General features: G+C 62.6%; 29 protein-coding genes. 4 read left to right on the top strand and 25 right to left on the bottom strand.

Translation table 11 applies throughout. The annotated features are described in order from the left end of the window. Positions 1-23: 23 nt before the first annotated feature. Positions 24-1,511 (bottom strand): ribonuclease G, encoded by a 1,488-nt coding sequence (gene rng / locus B0E48_RS04435; protein ID WP_077516267.1) that lies wholly within the window; start codon positions 1,509-1,511, stop codon positions 24-26. A 177-nt stretch (positions 1,512-1,688) separates the two neighbouring features. On the opposite strand from rng, the gene B0E48_RS04430 reads away from it, so the two are divergent. Further along, positions 1,689-2,396: an ATP-binding protein gene (locus B0E48_RS04430; protein WP_077516265.1), complete on the top strand. Its 708-nt coding sequence runs from the start codon at positions 1,689-1,691 to the stop codon at positions 2,394-2,396. Continuing rightward, complete coding sequence (locus B0E48_RS04425; RefSeq protein ID WP_077516263.1) at positions 2,380-2,889, top strand: mismatch-specific DNA-glycosylase; 510 nt, start codon at positions 2,380-2,382, stop codon at positions 2,887-2,889. The genes B0E48_RS04430 and B0E48_RS04425 overlap by 17 nt, the downstream gene beginning before the upstream one ends. 87 nt (positions 2,890-2,976) lie before the next feature. Here the strand turns inward: B0E48_RS04425 and B0E48_RS04420 are convergent, their stop codons facing one another. Together B0E48_RS04420 and B0E48_RS04415 are read right to left on the bottom strand one after the other, a co-directional pair. Next, positions 2,977-4,266: a cytochrome c gene (locus B0E48_RS04420; RefSeq protein WP_077516261.1), complete on the bottom strand. Its 1,290-nt coding sequence runs from the start codon at positions 4,264-4,266 to the stop codon at positions 2,977-2,979. Beyond that, the gene (locus B0E48_RS04415) at positions 4,263-5,024 is read right to left on the bottom strand and encodes a c-type cytochrome (RefSeq protein ID WP_077516978.1); all 762 of its coding nucleotides are present in this window, start codon (positions 5,022-5,024) and stop codon (positions 4,263-4,265) included. The genes B0E48_RS04420 and B0E48_RS04415 overlap by 4 nt, the downstream gene beginning before the upstream one ends. A gap of 100 nt (positions 5,025-5,124) precedes the next feature. Between B0E48_RS04415 and B0E48_RS04410 the strand changes: the two genes are divergently transcribed. Together B0E48_RS04410 and bla are read left to right on the top strand one after the other, a co-directional pair. After that, complete coding sequence (locus B0E48_RS04410) at positions 5,125-6,738, top strand: amidase (protein ID WP_139350141.1); 1,614 nt, start codon at positions 5,125-5,127, stop codon at positions 6,736-6,738. 151 nt (positions 6,739-6,889) lie between these two features. Then, entirely contained in the window at positions 6,890-7,771 is an 882-nt protein-coding gene (gene bla / locus B0E48_RS04405; protein ID WP_077516257.1) for a subclass B3 metallo-beta-lactamase, read from the top strand. A gap of 33 nt (positions 7,772-7,804) precedes the next feature. Here bla and B0E48_RS04400 read toward each other — a convergent pair whose 3' ends face one another. From B0E48_RS04400 to rpsC, 22 genes are all read right to left on the bottom strand, one after another. Then, positions 7,805-9,172, bottom strand: coding sequence for a 3-deoxy-7-phosphoheptulonate synthase class II (locus B0E48_RS04400; RefSeq protein WP_077516976.1), 1,368 nt, complete (start codon positions 9,170-9,172; stop codon positions 7,805-7,807). Positions 9,173-9,204: 32 nt separating this feature from the next. Next, entirely contained in the window at positions 9,205-9,708 is a 504-nt protein-coding gene (locus B0E48_RS04395) for a disulfide bond formation protein B (RefSeq protein ID WP_077516255.1), read from the bottom strand. A gap of 184 nt (positions 9,709-9,892) precedes the next feature. Then, a complete protein-coding gene (gene rplQ, locus B0E48_RS04390; protein ID WP_077442351.1) occupies positions 9,893-10,276 on the bottom strand; it encodes a 50S ribosomal protein L17 in 384 nt (127 codons plus the stop codon). A gap of 208 nt (positions 10,277-10,484) precedes the next feature. Then, positions 10,485-11,483 (bottom strand): DNA-directed RNA polymerase subunit alpha, encoded by a 999-nt coding sequence (rpoA, locus tag B0E48_RS04385; protein ID WP_077516253.1) that lies wholly within the window; start codon positions 11,481-11,483, stop codon positions 10,485-10,487. 15 nt (positions 11,484-11,498) lie between these two features. After that, positions 11,499-12,125, bottom strand: coding sequence for a 30S ribosomal protein S4 (rpsD, locus tag B0E48_RS04380; protein ID WP_077516251.1), 627 nt, complete (start codon positions 12,123-12,125; stop codon positions 11,499-11,501). Between the two features lie 11 nt (positions 12,126-12,136). Then, on the bottom strand, positions 12,137-12,523 hold the full coding sequence (gene rpsK, locus B0E48_RS04375) for a 30S ribosomal protein S11 (protein WP_007513384.1): 387 nt from the start codon (positions 12,521-12,523) through the stop codon (positions 12,137-12,139). Positions 12,524-12,535: 12 nt separating this feature from the next. Then, on the bottom strand, positions 12,536-12,892 hold the full coding sequence (gene rpsM / locus B0E48_RS04370; RefSeq protein ID WP_077445190.1) for a 30S ribosomal protein S13: 357 nt from the start codon (positions 12,890-12,892) through the stop codon (positions 12,536-12,538). Positions 12,893-13,019: 127 nt separating this feature from the next. Next, positions 13,020-14,342 (bottom strand): preprotein translocase subunit SecY, encoded by a 1,323-nt coding sequence (gene secY, locus B0E48_RS04365; protein WP_077516249.1) that lies wholly within the window; start codon positions 14,340-14,342, stop codon positions 13,020-13,022. Positions 14,343-14,346: 4 nt separating this feature from the next. Continuing rightward, positions 14,347-14,778 (bottom strand): 50S ribosomal protein L15, encoded by a 432-nt coding sequence (gene rplO, locus B0E48_RS04360; protein WP_077516248.1) that lies wholly within the window; start codon positions 14,776-14,778, stop codon positions 14,347-14,349. Positions 14,779-14,783: 5 nt separating this feature from the next. After that, on the bottom strand, positions 14,784-14,984 hold the full coding sequence (gene rpmD, locus B0E48_RS04355; protein WP_077516247.1) for a 50S ribosomal protein L30: 201 nt from the start codon (positions 14,982-14,984) through the stop codon (positions 14,784-14,786). Continuing rightward, positions 14,977-15,486 carry a 30S ribosomal protein S5 gene (rpsE, locus tag B0E48_RS04350; protein ID WP_077442651.1) on the bottom strand — a complete coding sequence of 170 codons (510 nt, stop codon included), beginning with the start codon at positions 15,484-15,486 and terminating at the stop codon, positions 14,977-14,979. The genes rpmD and rpsE overlap by 8 nt, the downstream gene beginning before the upstream one ends. Positions 15,487-15,596: 110 nt before the next feature. Next, positions 15,597-15,956, bottom strand: a complete 360-nt coding sequence (gene rplR, locus B0E48_RS04345) for a 50S ribosomal protein L18 (RefSeq protein ID WP_174566716.1) — start codon at positions 15,954-15,956, stop codon at positions 15,597-15,599. A gap of 88 nt (positions 15,957-16,044) precedes the next feature. Continuing rightward, positions 16,045-16,572, bottom strand: coding sequence for a 50S ribosomal protein L6 (gene rplF, locus B0E48_RS04340; protein WP_077516245.1), 528 nt, complete (start codon positions 16,570-16,572; stop codon positions 16,045-16,047). A gap of 11 nt (positions 16,573-16,583) precedes the next feature. After that, complete coding sequence (gene rpsH, locus B0E48_RS04335; protein WP_077516244.1) at positions 16,584-16,979, bottom strand: 30S ribosomal protein S8; 396 nt, start codon at positions 16,977-16,979, stop codon at positions 16,584-16,586. 221 nt (positions 16,980-17,200) lie between these two features. Further along, positions 17,201-17,506 (bottom strand): 30S ribosomal protein S14, encoded by a 306-nt coding sequence (gene rpsN / locus B0E48_RS04330; RefSeq protein WP_077516242.1) that lies wholly within the window; start codon positions 17,504-17,506, stop codon positions 17,201-17,203. Positions 17,507-17,520: 14 nt separating this feature from the next. Next, entirely contained in the window at positions 17,521-18,063 is a 543-nt protein-coding gene (gene rplE / locus B0E48_RS04325; RefSeq protein WP_174566715.1) for a 50S ribosomal protein L5, read from the bottom strand. An 8-nt stretch (positions 18,064-18,071) separates the two neighbouring features. After that, a complete protein-coding gene (gene rplX / locus B0E48_RS04320) occupies positions 18,072-18,386 on the bottom strand; it encodes a 50S ribosomal protein L24 (protein WP_077516239.1) in 315 nt (104 codons plus the stop codon). Between the two features lie 14 nt (positions 18,387-18,400). Continuing rightward, positions 18,401-18,769, bottom strand: coding sequence for a 50S ribosomal protein L14 (gene rplN / locus B0E48_RS04315; RefSeq protein WP_007513359.1), 369 nt, complete (start codon positions 18,767-18,769; stop codon positions 18,401-18,403). Between the two features lie 14 nt (positions 18,770-18,783). After that, positions 18,784-19,059, bottom strand: coding sequence for a 30S ribosomal protein S17 (rpsQ, locus tag B0E48_RS04310; RefSeq protein WP_077516237.1), 276 nt, complete (start codon positions 19,057-19,059; stop codon positions 18,784-18,786). A gap of 12 nt (positions 19,060-19,071) precedes the next feature. Continuing rightward, complete coding sequence (rpmC, locus tag B0E48_RS04305) at positions 19,072-19,257, bottom strand: 50S ribosomal protein L29 (protein WP_077445199.1); 186 nt, start codon at positions 19,255-19,257, stop codon at positions 19,072-19,074. Continuing rightward, entirely contained in the window at positions 19,257-19,670 is a 414-nt protein-coding gene (rplP, locus tag B0E48_RS04300; RefSeq protein ID WP_077516235.1) for a 50S ribosomal protein L16, read from the bottom strand. The genes rpmC and rplP overlap by 1 nt, the downstream gene beginning before the upstream one ends. 11 nt (positions 19,671-19,681) lie before the next feature. Continuing rightward, on the bottom strand, positions 19,682-20,437 hold the full coding sequence (gene rpsC, locus B0E48_RS04295; protein ID WP_077516233.1) for a 30S ribosomal protein S3: 756 nt from the start codon (positions 20,435-20,437) through the stop codon (positions 19,682-19,684). Positions 20,438-20,447 lie beyond the last annotated feature (10 nt).

The raw sequence follows: 20,447 nt of genomic DNA, 5'->3' as shown, positions 1-20,447 counted from the left end.
ACGCGCAGTAATCCAGGCGGGATTTACAGCAAGACGACATCAAACTGTTCCTGCGAATAATGTTCTTCAGCTTGAAATCGTATGCTTTTGGAGATGAACTCTTCCAGTTCGGCCACCGCGGTGGACTCTTCCTCCAGGATGCGGTTGACCACCAGCGGGTTCGCCATCACCAGCAGCTGCTGGGCATTGAACTGGCGTACCGCGCGGGTGATCTCGCGGAAGATCTCGTAAGTCACCGTTTCGGCGGTCTTCAGCACGCCGCGGCCGTTGCAGGCCGGGCACGGTTCGCACAACTGCCGCGCCAGGCTCTCGGTGGTGCGCTTACGGGTCATTTCGACCAGACCCAGCGCCGACATCGGGTATACCGTGGTCTTGGCGTGGTCGCGCGCCAGGCCCTTGCCCAGCATGCGCAGCACCTGACGCTTGTGCTCCTCATCGTTCATGTCGATGAAGTCGATGATGATGATGCCGCCCAGGTTGCGCAGCCGCAGCTGGCGGGCCGCCGCCTGCGCCGCCTCCAGGTTGGTGCGGTAGACGGTTTCCTCCAGGTTGCGCGAACCGAGATAGGCGCCGGTATTGACGTCGATCGTGGTCATCGCCTCGGTCTGGTCGACGATCAGGTAGCCGCCGGATTTCAGCGGCACCTCCTTTTTCAACGCCCGCTGCATCTCGTCCTCGACCCCGTACAGGTCGAAGATTGGCCGCTCGCCGTCGTAGTGCTCGATGCGGTCGTCCAGGCTCGGCATGAACTTGTGCACGAACTTGGTCACCTTCTCGAAGGTGTCGCGCGAATCCACCCGCACCTTCTCGATGTCGTCGTTGAGCATGTCGCGCAGGCTGCGCAGCGGCAGCGACAACTCCTCGTAAACGCGCTCGCCCATCTTCGCCTTGGCGATGTTCTCCTGCACCACCCGCCACACCTTGGTGAGGTAAGCCACGTCGAACGCCAGCGACTCGGCGCTCTGGCCCTCGGCATTGGTGCGCACGATGTAGCCCAATGGGTTCTCACCGATCAGCGGGGTCAGCACGTCGCGCAACCGCTGGCGTTCGGTCTCGTCCTCGATGCGCGCGGAAATACCCAGCGTGCGCGCATACGGCAACAGCACCAGGTAGCGCGAGGGGATCGACAAATGTGCCGACAGCCGCGCACCCTTGGTGCTGATCGGATCCTTCACCACCTGCACCACGATCTCCTGACCTTCGTGCACCAGTTCGCTGATCGATGGGATGTGCCCGTTACCGTTGCCGTTCGATTCCACGCCTTCGGCGCTGGCCGCCGGTGCGGGCCGCACGATGTCCGAGGCGTGCAGGAACGCCGCCCGCTCCAGCCCGATCTCGACGAACACCGCCTGCATGCCGGGCATTACCCGCTGCACCCGGCCCTTGTACACATTGCCGACATAACCGCGCTTGGAGGCCCGCTCGACGTGAACCTCCTGCAACATGCCGTTCTCGACCACCCCGACCCGTGTCTCGCGTGGGGTCACGTTGATCAGTATTTCTTCACTCACCGCATACTCCCCCGGACAAGTCATCTTTATAGCGGCTGCAGCCACAGGCTGTCGATGAACCATGACAGCGAATCAGCATTCCCGTCCCTGATGCCGCAAAATAAGCTGTCTGCACGCAGGCTGTTGCGCGGCGACCGCTCTATCGCGGTCCATCGAAAACCCGGGAGTTCAGGAATCATGACCACGCCGATACTGCTGGCCTGGAGCGGTGGCAAGGACTGCCTGCTGGCACTGCAGCGTCTGCTTGCCGATCCGCAATGGCAGGTAGTCGGCCTGCTCACCACGGTCAATCGCAACTACGCGCGCGTGGCGATGCACGGCGTGCAGCGCGAGGTACTGCTGGCGCAGACGGCTGCGCTCGGCCTGCCGCTGGTCGAGGTCATGCTGGACTGGCCGGGCAGCAACGAAGCCTACGAGCAAGCCCATGCGCAGGGGCTGGTCGAGGCGCGCATGCGCTGGCCCGGCATCCGCCATTGCGCGTTCGGCGACCTGTTCCTGGAGGATGTGCGCGACTATCGCGTGCGCCAGCTCGGTCGCGAGAACTGGCGCGCGGTGTTTCCGCTATGGGGTGAGGACACCGCCGCGCTGTCGCGGCGCTTCGTCAGCGAAGGTCATCGCGCCTTGTTGTGCTGCGTGGATACCCAGCAGCTCGACGCCGACTATTGCGGCCGCGCCTACGATGCCGCCCTGCTCGACATGCTGCCGGCCGGCGTCGATCCTTGCGGGGAACGCGGCGAATTCCACACTTTGAGTTACGGCGGCCCGCTCTTCCGCCAGCCGCTCAAACTGCGCCGCGGCGAATCGGTGCTGCGCGACGGGCGTTTCCAGTTCACCGATTTCCTGCTCGATGACAACCGGCTCGACCGCGATGCCGCGAAAAGCTGAGGGCCATATCCTGCCCGACGTGCTTCGGCCGGGTCTGCAGTTGGTGTTCTGCGGCACCGCCGCGGGCAAGCGCTCGGCGGCGGAACGCGCCTACTACGCCCATCCCGGCAACCTGTTCTGGCGCGCGCTGTACGAAGCCGGGCTGACTCCGCGTCAGCTCACACCGTCGGAGTTTCCCAATCTGCTCGAATACGGCATCGGACTCACCGATCTGGCCAAGCGTCACAGCGGCAACGATGACGAACTGCCGCGCGATGCGTTCGATATGGCGGCCCTGATCACCAAGATCGAGCGCTACCAGCCGCGAATGCTCGCATTCACCAGCAAGAATGCGGCGCGTGCGGCGCTGGGCCGTGCCGTCCACTATGGTTTGCAGACCGAAGCCATCGGTAGCACACAGCTATTCGTGCTGCCGTCGCCTTCCGGACAGGCGCGCGGGCATTGGGATTTTCTTCCTTGGGAAATGCTGTCTGACTGCATCAGCAAGCTTTGATCTTTTCGTTACTGTCGTAAGCTGGACAACACAAACGACTGCTTTCGAAGCGGCTATTCCAAAAATGCTCCGCCCTCAAGCACACCCTCAATCAATCGGCGTCTGCCGATACTTGCTGACATCACGTTCCAGCACCGCCGGTGCCTTGTTCGTCCATGAGCCGCGGATATAGCTGACGACGGCAGCCACGTCCGCGTCACTCAATTGTTGCGCGAACGGCGGCATCGAATACGGTCGTGGATTGGCCGCCGTCAGCGGCGCGAAGCCGCCCAGCAACACGGCGCGAGTGGCGTTGATGCCGCTCGGCTCGGTGACCGATGAATTGCCGTTGAGCGGCGGATAGACGCCGGCGACGCCGTTGCCGTCCTTGCCGTGACAATCCGCGCAACGCTGCGTGTAGACCTTCTCGCCCTGCGCCACCAGCGCCTTGGCGTTGAACGCTGACGGCTCCTCCGGTGCGGCTGCTCGCGCCGGCAAGGAACCCAGATAGGTCGCCACCGCGTGCAGGTCGTCGTCACTCATGTGCTGGGTGCTGGTCGTCACCACGTCGGCCATCGGGCCGAACGCGGCGCCCTTCGATGACTGGCCGGTTTTCAGCAGGTCGACGATGTCCTGTTCGCTCCAGCCCCGCAGGCCACCGTTCTGTCGCGTGCTCAGATCCGGCGCGTACCAGTTCTGCTGCGGGATCTGGCCACCGGTCAGATGCACGTCCTGCGGCGTGCCGCCGAGCGAGTCGCGCGCCGCATGGCATTCGTTGCAATGACCCAGCCCCTGCACCAGGTAGGCGCCGCGATTCCATTGCGCCGACTGCGCCGGATCGGGCTTGAACACGCCCTCCTTGAAGTACAGCGCGCGCCATGCAGCGAGGCTGTTGCGCACGCTGTACGGAAACTCCAGCGTCGACGCGGTGGCCGGTCGATGCACCGGCGGCAGCGACTGCAGGTAGGCGAACATCGCCAGCGCATCGTCATGTGTCACCCTGGTGTACGAGGTGTACGAGAACGCCGGGTACAGCAGTTCGCCGTGCCGGCCCTTGCCGGCATGCAGCGCCTGCCAGAAATCCTCGAAGCTCCAGTTGCCCAGACCGGTCTCGCGATCCGGCGTGATGTTGGGCACCGGGATATTGCCGAACGGCGTGGCCAGCGAACGGCCTCCGGCAAACGCGGCGCCACCCTGCGCGGTATGGCAGCCGGCGCAGTCGCCGACCGTAACCAAATACTTGCCACGCGCGATCAAGTCAGCATCGTGCAGCGTTGCCGCAGTCACCTTGCTCATCGCCGGTGATGTCGGCCGCTGAGCGCCACCGAAAAACAGCCAGCCCAGCAGCAGCACGACCAGCACCGCGATCAACAGCAACAGCCGAAGCAGCCATTTCATGAGCCGTCTCCCGTCGCGCCCAGGACACCGCACGGCAACGGCGGCGTCACCGAGCCGGCGGCCTGTGCATGCGTGTCGGCCGGCGGCTGGCGACTGGCCAGCGCTGCCGCCACCGCGGTGATATCCGAATCACTTAGCCGATTCGCCACCACCGCCATGCAGTCCGGCGCCACGGTGCCGCGGGTATGCGTGCGCCAGGAACCCAGCTGCGCGCTGAGGTAGTCATACGGCAGGCCGACCAGCCCCGGCGTGGACGGCTGCACGCCGGTCAGCTGGCTGCCGTGGCAACTGGCGCAGGCGGGAATCTTGTTCGCGGGATCGCCCTTGCTGACCAGTTGTTCGCCGCGCTGCAACGTCGCCGCGGAAACCGGCGGCAGCGGCGAGCGGCTGTACGGCACCTGCTGCGCCGCGAAGTATTCGGCAATCTCCTGCATGTAGGCCGGGCTCAGCTGGCGCACGGTGTATTCCATCGGCGCGTACTTGCGCAGGCCGTTCTGGAAATCCTGCATCTGCCGCGCCAGATAGGCGGCTGGCTTGCCGGCCAGACGCGGGAAATAGCCGCTGCCCGGCGTGCCTTCGCCATGCACGCCATGGCAGGTGGTGCAGGCGGCAATACGCTGCTGCAAGGTGTCCGGAGGTGTTGGATGTGTCGGTGGTGCATCGGCGGCGCGCAGAGGAGCGCCGAACAACATGGCGGCCACAAGCAGGGCCGCGGTACCGAACGACTTGGCAGGACGCAGGCTGGCATTTGTGTTCATCGTGCGATTGTACGCGCGCGGCAGCTGATGATCGGTCACGCATGGCGCTAAGCTGGCGCCTCGCGACAACATGCCGCATTCGTCGAACCCGGGGGTTACCGTGAGCCGTCCAGCCGTCTGTTTAGCCGCACTCTTCACTGCCCTGCTCGCTGCCCCGGCCAGCGCCGCCGATCCCGCGCCACCGACGACAGCCTACGCCTCGATCGCGCAGCTGCAGCAGCGCATGGACGCGGGCACACTCGACAGCCGTAAGCTGACCCGACAATTTCTCGAACGCATCCGGCAGATCGATCAGTCAGGCCCTGCCCTGCATGCGGTGCTCGAGACGAACCCCGACGCACTGCAGCTTGCCGCTGCGCTCGACGCGGCACGCCGTGGCAAGACACGCAGTCCGCTGTACGGCATTCCGGTGCTGCTCAAGGACAATGTCGACACTGGCGATCGCATGCTCACCACGGCCGGCTCGCTTGCGCTCACGGATGCGCCGGCACCGCACGACGCCGCACTGGTGGAACGCCTGCGCAAGTCCGGCGCGCTGATCCTGGGCAAGACCAATCTCAGTGAATGGGCCAATTACCGTTCCAGCAATGCCAGCAGTGGCTGGAGCGGAGTCGGCGGACAGACACGCAATCCTTACGCACTCGACCGCAACCCCTGCGGCTCGAGTGCAGGCTCGGCGGCAGCCGTGGCGGCCGGACTCGTCACGGTGGCGATCGGCACCGAAACAGACGGCTCGATCATCTGCCCGGCCTCGATGAACGGCATCGTCGGGATCAAACCCACCTTAGGGCTGGTCAGCCGCAGCGGCATCGTGCCGATCAGCCACAACCAGGACACCGCCGGTCCGCTGGCACGCAACGTGGCCGATGCCGCCGCGCTGCTGAGCGTGATCGCCGGTAGCGACCCGCGTGACCCTGCCACTGCCGACGCCGACAAACATGCTGTTGACTACAGCCACTCCCTCGACCCGAATGGCCTGAAGGGCAAGCGCATCGGCGTGGTGCGTCAGCTGGCCGGTGCCGAGCCGAACGCTGACCGCGTGCTTGAGCAGGCGATCGCGACCATGAAGGCGCAAGGCGCGATCATTGTCGACCCGGTCGCGCTGCCCCATCTCAGTGAATTGGGTGCCGCGGAATCGACGGTGCTGCAGTACGACTTCAAGCACGACATCAACGCCTATCTCGCCACCCGCACCGGCTTGAAGGTGAAGACTCTGGCCGACCTGATTGCATTCGACCAGCGCGAGGCCGCACGCGAGATGCACTGGTTCGCGCAGGAACTGTTCGAGCGGGCCGAGGCGAAAGGGCCGCTCTCGGAAAAGGCTTATACCGATGCACTGGCGAAGGCGAAGCAGCTGGCCGGCCCGGATGGCATCGACGCGGCACTGGCGAAGGATCACCTGGACGCCTTGCTGGCGCCGTCACAAGGGCCGGCCTTCGTCACCGACCCAATCCTCGGCGACCATATCCTCAGCGGTGACCCGACCATCGGCGGCGCCTCACAACCCGCCGCGGTGGCCGGTTATCCCTCGATCACCGTGCCGGCCGGCTGGACCCATGGCCTGCCGGTCGGCATCGTGCTGTTCGGCGCGAAGTGGAGCGAACCCACGCTGATCTCAATCGCCTACGGTTTCGAACAGCACGCCCAAGCATGGCAGCCTCCGCAGTTTCTCGACACGGTGGAAGGCAAGTCGCAACTCGCCGGCAGTCCGTAAATCTCCCCAAATCGGCCACATGGGTGACCGGCGGGTCGCCCTGTTCGGCCCCGTAGGCAGGACAGACTGTGGAAGTCGTTGGCGTAAATGGCGCCACGCGTCGTCACCACCAGCTTTCCTCGACCCACGAGCCATTCGCATGGATAACCGCATGAAACGATCCGCCTGCCGTCTGCTGATCGGCTTAGCTGCGATCACCGCATTGTCAGCCCATGCCGAAGAACCCAGTTGGCACCAGCCGCACAAGCCATTCCGGGTTTACGGCAACACGTACTACGTCGGCACCGAGGGCCTCAGTGCCATCCTGATCACCTCGTCACAGGGAAGCATCCTGATCGACGGCACCCTGCAATGTAATGCGCCACTGATCGAAGCCAATATCCGCGCGCTCGGATTGCGCGTCGAGGATGTTCGCGTGATTCTGAACTCGCATGCGCATTCCGATCATGCGGGCGCCATCGCCGAACTGGCACGCGCCAGCGGCGCACAGGTGCGGGCCAGTGCGGCGGGTGCGCGCGCCTTGATGGCTGGCGGCAACGATCCGGAAGATCCGCTATTCGGCGAGGCTTTGCTCTATCCGCCCGTCGCCCATGTCGGCGTGGTAGCCGACGGAGGCACAGTACGCGTGGGCGACATCACCCTGACGGCGCACTACACGCCGGGACACACTCCCGGCAGCACGTCGTGGACCTGGCGTTCGTGTGAACAGGGTCGCTGTCTGTCCATGGTTTACGCCGACAGTCTTGCTGCCATCAGTGCGAACGGCTTCCGTTTCAGCGACGACGCCACACACACGCATCGCGCGGAGGATTTCCGTCGCTCCATCGCGACGGTTGCCGCGTTGCCCTGCAATATCCTGATGGCCCCGCATCCGGACGCCATCGACTTCATGGACAAGGTGGCCGCACGCAATCGAGGACGGCAACCGGATCCGTTGATCGATCCGCATGCCTGCCAGGCTTATGCCGCCGCGGCTGGTCTCAAGCTCGAAGCGCGCCTTGTCAAAGAACAGCAGGGTCACGCCGCGCGTTAGGCTCGCAGCGGACCCGCTTTCAAGCGATACGCGTCAGGCCATCCCGCCCGACTTGCGCACAATCAGCATCGCCAGTTCCAGCGACTGCTCGTAATTGAGGCGCGGGTCGACCATCGACTTGTAGGCACGGTCGAGATCCGTCTCGGACAGGTCACGGGCGCCACCCATGCACTCGGTGACATCTTCGCCGGTCAGCTCCAGATGCACGCCACCCAGCCGCGTACCTGCCGCGGCGTGGATGTCGAACGCCTGATCCAGTTCGCCGCGGATATTGTCGAAGCGCCGCGTCTTGTAACCGTTCGAGGTGCTCTCGGTATTGCCGTGCATCGGATCGGCTACCCACAGCACGCGGCGACCCTCGTGCTTCACTGCCTCCAGCAACGGAGGCAACGCGGCGGCGATCTTTGCATTGCCCATGCGATGGATCAGGGTCAGACGACCCGGTTCGTCCTGCGGGTTCAGCGCATCGATCAGCGGCAGCAGCTGCGCCGGCGTTACGGACGGTCCAACCTTCACCGCGATCGGGTTGCGAATGCCGCGGAAATATTCCACGTGCGCGCCGTCCAGCGCGGCCGTGCGCATGCCGATCCACGGGAAATGGGTGGACAGGTTGAAAAAGCCGGGATGACGCGGCACCTGTCGCGTCAGCGCCTGCTCGTAGTGCAGCAGCAGGGCCTCGTGCGAGGTGAAGAAATCCACCCTTGAGAAACCGGCAATCGGGCCAGCCAATGTCTCCATGAAGCGCAGCGAATCGCCGATGCCGGCGACCATCTGCCTGTATTCAGCAGCCAGCGGCGAATGCTCGACCCAAGCCAGATCCCAGTATTCCGGGTGATGCAGATCGGCGAAGCCGCCGTCGATCAGTGCACGCACGAAGTTCATGGTCAGCGCCGAATGCGCGTGCGCCTGGATCAGCCGTTGTGGATCGGGGCGACGCGCGGCCACGGTGAACTCGGGCCCATTGACCACGTCACCGCGAAAACTGGGCAGCGTCTGTCCATCACGAGTCTCGCTGTCAGTCGAGCGCGGCTTCGCATACTGGCCGGCAAAACGGCCCACGCGCAGTACCGGCTTCTTCAGCCCGTGCACCAGCACCAGGCTCATCTGCAACAGCACTTTCAGCCGGTTGGAAATGATCGGGCTGGTGCAATCGGCGAAACTCTCCGCACAATCGCCGCCCTGCAACAGGAAGCGCTGGCCCTCCTGCGCCTCGGCCAGCGCCTGCTTCAACGCCAGCACCTCCCACGACGTCACCAGGGGTGGCAACCTGGCGAGCTGGGCGCCGGCCGCCGCCAGCTCGACGGCATCGTCATACTGCGGCTGCTGCAACGCCTCATGCTGCTGCCATGAGTCGGGAGCCCACGGCGTGGGAACGGAGGCGCTGGGCAAACCGGCATTCATCGGTACGGTCTCGATCACGGTGGAAGCAGCAGTCACTTCGACTGGGTTCGGCGGCACGTGGCCACGATCGCCAACACGGCCAGCACGATGAACCACAGCAGGCTCCAAGCCGGCATCGGCAGGCCGAGGATCGGTTCGACCTTGGCGCATTCGCCGGAACCGGTAAACACCAGTTGCAGCACCTTGGCAAACGGGAACGCACTGAACATGTAGTCCAGCGGCGGTCCGCAGGACGGGATCTGGTCAGCCGGCAGCGTCTGGATCCACAGATGCCGAGCGGCCACGGCGATGCCGAAGATCGCTCCGAGCAACGCCCCTCCGGTGAATACCCAGCGGGTGCCACCGCGCGGCGCAAACAGCGCGCCCAGCAGAAAAAACACGGCCATCACGATGAAGCCGATCCGCTGGAAGATGCACAGCGGGCAAGGAATCATGCCCAGTTGATATTCGGCATACAGCGCGAAGCCGAGCAGGCCGACGCAGATCAGGAAGCCGAGAAAAAAACTGACACGGTAGGACCAGCGGAATGGATTCATGGCACATGCTGCGTTGCGGAACAACGACCTTACCTGTTCGCCGGCGCGCTGTCAGCAGGTCGATGGCATTCGGTCGAAATTGGCTGCCTGCCACGCTCAAAAAGCAAAAACCCGGCAGGTTGCCCGGCCGGGTTTTTGTGTATGGACGTCTGAACGCCAGTCCGATCGGGTTACCCCGGGCGGCTTACTCGGCGTCGACTGCCTCGACCTGCGGGCGACCGACCAGCTCGACATACGCCATCGGCGCATTGTCGCCGGGACGGAAGCCGCACTTGAGGATGCGCAGGTAGCCACCGGGACGCTCGCTGTAACGCGGGCCCAGCTCGACGAACAGCTTGCCGACCGCTTCCTTGTCGCGCAGGCGCGAGAAGGCGAGGCGGCGATTGGCAACACCGTCGGTCTTGGCGAGCGTGATCAGCGGCTCGGCCACACGGCGAAGTTCCTTCGCCTTGGGCAGGGTGGTACGGATCAGCTCATGCTTGATCAGCGACGAGGCCATGTTCTTGAACATCGCTTCGCGGTGGCTGCTGGTGCGGTTGAGCTTGCGTCCAGATTTTTGGTGGCGCATGGCAATAACTCTCTATCTGTTGTTATGAAAAGCCGGCACTCAGGTCCGACTTTCCGCGGTTGCCCGCTATTATGAGCTCTATAAGAACGAGCTCTTATGAGAAGTGCAGCCATGAATGGCCGCTTCTGGCACCTGGCGAGAGAGCTATGCCCAAACTCGCCAGTGCGCCGATACCGCTGCGATCATGTGTGATCGCAAAAACAACTCATCAACCCAGCTGCATGCCGTGGGACAAGCCCGGCGGCGGCCAGTTCTCAAGCTTCATGCCGAGTGCGAGACCACGCCCGCCCAGCACGTCCTTGATTTCGGTCAGCGACTTCTTGCCCAGGTTCGGCGTCTTCAGCAGCTCGACTTCGGTCTTTTGTACCAGATCGCCGATGTAGTAGATGCTCTCGGCCTTCAGGCAGTTCGCCGAACGCACGGTGAGCTCCAGATCGTCGATCGGGCGCAGCAACAGTGGATCGAAACCGCTCTTCTCCGCCTTGTCGGTGGCGCTCTCGCGACGCGAGAAATCACCGAACACGGACAGCTGATCGTTGATGATCTCGGCAGCCTTGCGGACTGCGTCTTCCGCACCGATCGTGCCATTGGTCTCGATATCGAGGACCAGCTTGTCGAGGTTGGTGCGCTGTTCGACACGAGCCGCGTCCACTTCGTAAGCCACGCGCAACACCGGCGCGAACGACGCGTCCAGCTGCAGGCGACCGATCGGACGTGCCTCATCATCCGGATGCTGACGCGTGCTGGCCGGCTGGTAGCCGACGCCGCGACGCACCTTCAGACGCATGTTGAGCGCGACATCCTTGGTCAGATGACAGATCACGTGATCGGGGTTGATGATCTCAACCGAATGATCGACGACGATGTCGCCGGCCGTGACCACGCCCTTGCCCTTCTTGGACAAAGTCAGGGTGACTTCATCGCCGGTATGCTGAAGAATCGCCACGTCCTTGAGGTTGAGCAGGACTTCTATGACGTCCTCCTGCAGACCTTCCAGGGTGGTGTATTCGTGCAGCACGCCGTCGATTTCAACCTCGACGATGGCGCTGCCAGGGATCGAGGAGAGCAGTACGCGACGCAGCGCGTTGCCCAGGGTATGGCCGAAGCCACGCTCGAGCGGCTCGACCACCACCTTGGCGCGGTTGGCTCCGAGCTGTTCGACGCTGAGGCCTCGTGGCCGCAGCACACTAGTTGACGAAACTGCCATGCAGAACTCCGGTGATTACTTCGAGTAAAGCTCGACGATCAATGCTTCATTGATGTCGGACGGCAGGTCACCGCGATCCGGCACCGACTTGAAAGTGCCTTCGAATTTCTTGGCGTCGACTTCGACCCAGATCGGACGCAGATCCATGGTGTCGAAAATGGTCGCCGCTTCCTGCACACGCAACTGGGCACGACCCTTCTCGGTCAACGCGATCGCGTCGCCTGCCCGTACCTGGTACGAAGGAATGTTCACCTTCTTGCCATTGACCAGGATTGCCTTGTGGGCAACCAGCTGGCGGGCCTGGGCGCGGGTTACCGCGAAGCCCATGCGATAGACGACGTTGTCCAGACGGCTTTCGAGCAGGCGCAACAGGTTCTCACCGGTGTTGCCCTTGGTCGTCGACGCCTTGGCGTAGTAGTTGCTGAACTGACGCTCGAGCACACCATAGATGCGCTTGACCTTCTGCTTCTCACGCAACTGCACGGCATAATCGGACATGCGCATGCGCTTGTTCGCGCCATGCTGACCGGGTTTGTTTTCCAGCTTGCACTTGGAATCCAGCGCACGCGCCGGGCTCTTCAGGCTGAGATCTGCACCCTCACGACGGGCGAGTTTGCAGGTAGCTCCACGATAACGGGCCATGGGTATGCTCCTTAGACTCGACGCTTCTTGGGGGGACGGCAGCCGTTATGCGGAATCGGCGTGACGTCGATGATGTTGAGCACCTTGTAGCCCAACGCGTTCAGTGAACGCACCGCCGACTCGCGACCCGGGCCTGGACCCTTGATGCGCACTTCGACAGTCTTCACGCCGTAGTCGCCTGCAGCACGGCCAGCCTTTTCGGCGGCCACCTGCGCAGCGAACGGGGTCGACTTGCGCGAGCCACGGAAACCGGCGCCGCCGGCAGTAGCCCACGACAAGGCATTGCCCTGGCGATCGGTGATGGTGACGATGGTGTTGTTGAAGGAGGCCTGCACGTGTGCCACGGCATCCGTGACAACGCGCTTGATCTTCTTCTTGGTTTTGACCGGCTTAGCCATATTCGGAATCCGTTACTTCTTGATCGCGCGACGGGGACCCTTGCGGGTACGTGCGTTGGTACGCGTGCGCTGGCCGCGCACCGGCAGGCCGCGACGATGGCGCAGGCCACGGTAGCAACCCAGGTCCATCAGGCGCTTGATGGCCATACCCACCTCACGGCGCAGATCGCCTTCGACGGTGTACTTGGCGATTTCGTGGCGGATCTTCTCCACCTCGCCTTCACTGAGGGACTTGATCTGGGTGGTGGGAACCACGCCAGCATCCACGCAGACCTTCTTGGCTCGGCTACGGCCGATACCGAAAATGCTCTGCAGACCAACCCAGACATGCTTCTGGACCGGCAAATTGACACCCGCGATGCGCGCCATGATGTACTTTCTCCGATGCTTTTCGTGCGCGGTAAACGCGCAATTCTAACCTGAATTACCCTGACTGGAAAGCCCTGCGACACCACGGTGCCGCGACTCCCCGACTATGACCACTCTGTTGACAGCCTCAGCTGCGACGCAGATTGGCCTTCTTGAGCAGACTCTCGTACTGGTGACTGACCAGATGCGCCTGCACCTGAGCCGTGAAATCCATCACCACCACCACCACGATCAGCAGCGACGTGCCACCGAAATAGAACGGCACATGCCAGGCCTGCTGCATGAACGATGGCACCAGACACACCAGTACCAGATACAACGCGCCGACGCCGGTAAGCCGGGTCATCACCGCATCGATGTAACTGGCCGTGGCACGACCCGGACGAATGCCCGGAATCAGCGCACCCGACCGCTTGAGGTTGTCGGCGGTCTCATCGGCGTTGAACACAATCGCCGTATAGAAGAACGCAAAACCGATCACCAATACCGAAAACACGATCGAGTACAGCGGATTACCTGGACTCAGCGACTGCGTCAGATCCTGCAGCCAGCGCGACTGCTGACCGGTGCTGAACCAGCTGATCGCGGTCGCCGGGAACATCAGCAGGCTCGAGGCAAAGATCGGCGGGATCACGCCCGCCATGTTGATCTTCAGCGGCAAGCTCGAGCTCTGGTTCATGTAGGCCTTCTGCCCACCCGAACGCCGAGCGTAGTTCACCGTGATCCGTCGCTGCGCACGCTCCATGAACACCACGAAAGCAGTCACCAGCATCACCAAGCCAAACACCATCAGCAGCTTGATCAGCGACAGCTCGCCGTTGTTGGCCATGCCCAACGTATGCACCACCGCACCTGGCAGACCGGCGACGATACCGGCGAAGATCAGCAGCGAAATGCCGTTGCCGATGCCACGCTCCGTCATCTGCTCGCCCAGCCACATCAGGAACATCGTGCCGGCGGTCAGTCCGACCACGGATGACATGATGAAACCGAAGCCTGGCGTGTAGACCACCGGCGCGCCACCCGCGGCGACCTGATTCTGCAACGCCACCGCAATACCGAACGACTGGAACGCGGCCAAACCCACCGTGGCATAGCGCGTATACATCGTCATCTTGCGCTTGCCGGCCTCGCCTTCCTTGCGCAAGCCCTGCAGGCTTGGCACGACCGAGCCCATCATCTGGAACACGATCGACGCCGAGATGTACGGGATCACGCCGAGTGCGAACACCGAGAAGCGCGCCAGTGCACCACCCGAGAACATGTTGAACATGTCCATCAGACCGTTGCCGTTGACCAGGTTGGTCATCGCCTCCGGATTGACGCCCGGAACCGGAATGAACGAACCCAGCCGGAACACCACCAGCGCACCGATCACGAAGAAGATGCGCTGACGCAGCTCGGTCAGTTTGCCGAGCTTGCCGAGTGCATTGCCCTTGGCTGCTGCCACCTGATTACTCCACGCTGCCGCCGGCCGCCTCGATGGCTGCCTTGGCGCCGGCGGTAGCCAGCAGACCCGACAACTTCACCGCGCGACCGATTTCACCCTTGAGAACGACCTTGACCTTCTTCGCGCGGCTGCTGATCAGGCCAGCCTGATGCAGCGCGACGACGTCGATCACGTCAGCCTTGAGGTTGGCCAGCTGATACAGCATTACTTCCTGGCTCTCGACTTTCTTCTTCGAACGGAAGCCGACTTTCGGCATCCGACGATTCAGCGGCATCTGACCGCCTTCGAAACCGAACTTGTGGGTACCACCGGCGCGAGCGTGCTGACCCTTGTGTCCGCGGCCCGCCGTCTTGCCCATGCCCGAACCGATACCACGACCAACGCGCAGACGCGTCTTGTGCGAGCCGTCGTTCGGCTTAAGTGTATTCAAACGCATGATGCTTACTCCTCGACCCGGACCAGGTAATAGACCGTGTTGATCAGACCGCGCACCTGCGGGCTGTCCTTCAGGTCGCGGACATCGTTGATCTTGCCCAGGCCCAGCGCCTTGACGCTGAGGCGATGACGCGCCTGCACGCCGCGCAGGCCCTTGACCAGGCGCACGCGCACGGTCTTGTCGGCAGTTTGTTGAGACTTAGCCATTGCCGAGCACCTCATCCAGGGTCTTGCCACGCTTGGCGGCGATCTTCTTGGGCGAGGCAACCGCCTGCAGGCCCTTGATGGTCGCGCGCACCAGGTTGATCGGGTTGCGCGAACCGACGGCCTTGGCCAGCACGTTCTTGACACCGACCACTTCCAGCACAGCGCGCATGGCGCCACCGGCGATCACGCCAGTACCTTCCGAAGCGGGCTGCATGTAGACGCGGGCTGCACCGTGGTTGGCCTTGATGGCGTACCACAGGGTGCCGTTGTTCAGCTCGATGTTCACCATCTGGCGGCGGGCACGCTCCATCGCCTTGGAGATGGCGACCGGCACTTCACGCGCCTTGCCATAACCGAAGCCGACCTTGCCCTCGCCATCACCGACCACGGTCAGTGCGGTGAAGCTCATCTGGCGGCCACCCTTGACGGTCTTGGCCACGCGGTTGACGGCGATAAGCTTCTCGAGCAAGCCGTCCGAATTTTCGCGATCGTTAGAAGACATGTTCTTTTCCATGTGCCCGGCTAGGCCAGGACTTTACTTGCGGCTGAGCCGCTTGGAGTTGTAGGTGAAGCAACGGGAATCAAGACCTGCCTGATTCCCAGGTAGCGCTTTTAGAACTTGAGGCCCGCTTCACGCGCGGCATCGGCCAGCGCCTTGATGCGGCCATGGAAGCGGAAGCCGGAGCGATCAAACGCCACCGACTCGATACCCGCCGCCATCGCACGTTCGGCAACTGCCTTGCCCACCGCAGCAGCAGCGGTCAGGTTCTTGGTACCCTTGAGGCCTTCGGCAACCGACTTCTGCACGGTGGAGGCCGCAGCCACCACGTTCACGCCGGAAGCATCGAACACCTGTGCGTAAATGTGCTGACCGGTGCGGTGTACCGACAGGCGGGCAACAGCCAGCTTGCGGATATGGCAGCGCGTGGACTTGGCGCGACGCAGGCGATTTTCGTTCTTGTTCATCGTGATATCTCCAGAAAGCGGATCGACTTGATTTGGCAGCTCTTGTGAGGAGTGCGGCAATGAATGGCCGCTTCCACACGCAGGGACTGCGTACTTAAGCCTTCTTGGCTTCCTTCAGCGTGATCTTCTCACCGGCATAGCGCACGCCCTTACCCTTGTAGGGCTCCGGCGGACGGAAGCCGCGAATCTTGGCCGCGACCTGACCCACAACCTGCTTGTCGTTGCCCTTGATCAGGACTTCGGTCTGCGTCGGGGTTTCGATGCTGATGCCTTCCGGCGCCTCGAATACCACCGGATGCGAGAAGCCCAAGCTCAGGTTCAGCGACTTGCCCTGCATGGCGACGCGGTAACCCACGCCGACCAGCTCAAGCTTGCGCTCGTAGCCGGTGGAAACGCCGGTGACCATGTTGGCCAGCAGCGCGCGAGCGGTACCGCCGAACTTGTCGTCGGTGCCTTCAGCGAGGCTGATGGTGGCAACACCATTGTCCACAGCGACAGTGACGCCCGGCAGGTGATGCACGGACAAGGTGCCCTTCGGGCCCTTCACGGAGATCGCGTCGGCAGCGACGGTCAGCTCCACACCCTTCGGCAGGGAAATCGGTTTCTTGGCTACACGTGACATCGAAAGACTCCTTATGCCACTTGGCCGATGACTTCGCCGCCCAGACCCTTGGCACGGGCCTGCGCATCGGTCAACAGACCGGCGGAAGTCGAAATGATCGAGATACCCAGGCCGCCGAGGACCTTCGGCAGCTCGTCCTTGCCGCGATACACACGCAGGCCGGAGCGGCTGACACGGGAGATGGTCTCGATGGCCGGCTGGCCCTCGAAATACTTGAGCTTGATCTCGAGCACCGGCTTGCCTTCCTCGGCGGAAGTCTTGGCGTCGAGGATGTAGCCCTCGTTCTTGAGAAGGTCGGCGATCGCCACCTTCAGTTTCGACGACGGCATACGCACGGCCGGCTTGCCCATGGCCTGGGCATTGCGGACACGCGTGAACAGATCGGCGATGGGATCAGTCATGCTCATGAAAACATCCTTCAGAGTGCACCGATATCCGATAAAACCGGAAATCAATCAGATTGTGAGCCGACAAAACGTCGGCCTGCCTTGCGCAGACCGCCGACTATATCAGCATTTCCAGATTTTAGCGAATCTCGATGCGGTAGTCGCATCAGCGGCGGCACAAACATGCCGCCGGGTGAACCGATCGCGAAGCCTCGACTCCGCGAACCGGTCCGTGTCGGGTATTACCAGCTGGCCTTGCGCAGACCAGGCACGTCGCCGCGCATGGTCGCTTCACGCAGCTTGTTGCGGCCAAGGCCGAACTTTGCGTAAACCGCACGCGGCCGACCGGTCAAGGCGCAGCGGGTGCGCTGACGTGACGGGCTGGCGTCGCGCGGCAGCTTCTGCAGCTTGGACTGGGCTTCCATCTTCTCTTCATACGAAGAAGCTGGGCTCAGCACGATCGCCTTCAGGCCGGCGCGCTTGGCGGCGAACTTCTGGACGAGCTTGGTCCGCTTGATATCGCGGTTCACCATTGATGTCTTGGCCATGGATTACGCGCCTATCAGTTGCGGAACGGGAAGCTGAATGCAGTCAACAAGGCCTTCGCCTCGTCGTCGGTCTTCGCGGTGGTGGTGATGGAGATATCCATGCCACGCAGCGCATCGACCTGATCGAAATCGATCTCAGGGAAGATGATCTGTTCCTTGATACCGAAGTTGTAGTTGCCACGGCCATCAAAGGCACGTGCCGACACACCACGGAAGTCGCGGACGCGCGGCAGCGAGATGTTGATCAGGCGATCCAGGAATTCCCACATCTGCGCGCGGCGCAAGGTGACCTTGCAGCCGATCGGCCAACCATCACGGATCTTGAACGAGGCCACGGAAACGCGCGCCTTGGTCGTGATCGGCTTCTGGCCGGCGATCTTGGCCATGTCGGCCACGGCGTTCTCGAGCACTTTCTTGTTGCCCGCAGCTTCGCCCACGCCCATGTTCAGCGTGATCTTGGTGATGCGGGGAACCTGCATCACATTCTGATAGCCGAACTGCTCGGTGAGCTTGGCTACTACCTGGTCTTTATAAAAATTTTCAAGGCGCGTCATGATCGTGTTCCTTACGCGTCCACGACCTCGCCAGTCGAACGGAACACGCGGACCTTGCGCCCATCTTCGAGCGTTTTGGTGCCGACGCGTTCACCCTTGTTCGTGGCGGGGTTGAACAGCTGCACATTGGAGAGATGGATCGAGGCCTCACGCTCGACGATGCCGCCAGCCTGGTTGGCCTGCGGATTCGGCTTGGTGTGACGCTTGATCAGATTCACGTTGGAGACGAACACACGGTCGTCTGCAACACGCAGCACATCGCCGCGCTGACCCTTGTTTTTGCCGGTGATCACGAGGACCTGATCACCCTTACGGATACGGTTCATTTTGTGATCTCCGCTCAGAGCACTTCGGGCGCGAGCGAGACGATCTTCATGAACTTCTCGCTGCGCAGCTCGCGGGTAACCGGTCCGAAAATACGGGTGCCGATCGGCTCGAGCTTGTTGTTGAGGAGGACCGCTGCATTGCCGTCGAAACGGATCAGCGAGCCATCGGGACGGCGCACACCCTTGGCGGTACGAACCACCACGGCATTGTACACCTCACCCTTCTTTACCTTGCCGCGCGGAATCGCATCCTTCACGGTGACCTTGATGACGTCACCGATCGCGGCGTAACGGCGCTTGGAGCCGCCGAGCACCTTGATGCACATCAGCTCCTTCGCGCCGCTGTTGTCCGCTGCGGAAAGCGTGCTTTGCATCTGGATCATGGCTGCACCCTCCCTTAGACTTTGGCGCGCGTGATGATTTCAACCACGCGGTGATGTTTGGTCTTGGACAACGGACGGCACTCAGCGATACGCACGAGGTCACCCTCGTTTGCACCCAGGTCGTCCTGCGCATGCAGCTTGGTCGAACGGCGGATGATCTTGCCGAGCAGCCAGTGCTGAACCTGACGCTCGACCAGTACGGTGACCGTCTTGTCCATCTTGTTGCTGGTAACGCGACCTTCGAGGGTACGCGTCTGCTTTTCTACTTGTTGAATCTGGTTGTCGCTCATGTCGGCCGTCCCTTACTTCTTGCCGCCGAGCACAAACTTCGTGCGGGCGATGTCACGCCGAACGCGGCGAAGCTGGTGCGGCTGAGTGAGCTGGCCGGAGCCTTTCTGCATGCGCAGATTGAACTGCTCCTTGCGCAGATCCAGCAGATGCTGGTTCAGCTCTTCGGCCGACTGGTTATTGATATCTTTGGTGGCCATCACATCACCGCCCGGGTAACAAACTGTGTCTGCACCGAGAGCTTGGCGGCGGCCAGGCGGAATGCCTCGCGTGCCGTTGCCTCGTCGATGCCCTCGATTTCATAAAGCATGCGGCCGGGCTGGATCGGGGCGACCCAGAACTCGACACTGCCCTTGCCCGCGCCCATTCGCACTTCGATCGGCTTCTTGGTGATCGGCTTGTCCGGGAACACGCGGATCCACAGCTTGCCACCACGCTTGACGAAACGGGTGATGCAACGACGGGCGGCTTCGATCTGGCGCGCGGTGAGCGCACCGTGGGTCGTTGCCTTCAGGCCGTACTCGCCAAAGCTGACGAGGTTGGAGCACTGGGCCAGACCGTCGTTACGGCCTTTGAACTGCTTGCGGTATTTGGTTCGCTTGGGTTGCAACATGGCAACTCTCCTTACTTCGCAGTCCGCTCGCGGCGGCCGTCACCGGCCTCGCGACGCGAATCGTTACGACGACCTTCGCCACCTTCACGGCGCGGCTGCGAGGACGGCTCGTCCTTCGACTCCTGCGATGCCGCCGCCAGATCGAAGACCTCACCCTTGTAGATCCACACCTTGATGCCGATGATGCCGTAGGTGGTTTTCGCTTCGGCGGTGCCGTAGTCGATATCGGCACGCAGCGTATGCAGCGGCACGCGACCCTCGCGGCTCCACTCGGAACGGGCGATCTCGGCACCATTCAGACGACCGGAGACGTTGATCTTGATGCCCAGCGCACCCAGGCGCATCGCGTTGCCGACCGAGCGCTTCATCGCGCGGCGGAACATGATGCGGCGCTCGAGCTGCTGCGCGATCGACTCGGCCACCAGCTGCGCGTCCAGCTCAGGCTTGCGCACTTCATTGACGTTGATGTGCGTCGGAACGCCCATCATGTCGCTGACTTCCTTGCGCAGCTTCTCGATATCCTCGCCCTTCTTGCCGATCACCACGCCCGGACGGGCGGTGTGGATCGTCACGCGTGCGGTCTTGGCCGGACGCTCGATCTGGATCTTCGAGATGCCAGCGGCAGCCAGCTTCTTCTTGAGCATGTCGCGGACCTTGATGTCGGCCACGAGATACTTTGCATAATCGCCCTTGTTGGCGAACCACTTCGAGTTCCAGTCCTTGGCAATGCCGAGGCGGATACCGGTGGGATGAACTTTATGACCCATCGTCTATATC

This window comes from Rhodanobacter sp. C03, assembly GCF_002001175.1.
Lineage (GTDB): Bacteria > Pseudomonadota > Gammaproteobacteria > Xanthomonadales > Rhodanobacteraceae > Rhodanobacter.
This window is presented reverse-complemented; position numbering and strand designations above follow the sequence as displayed.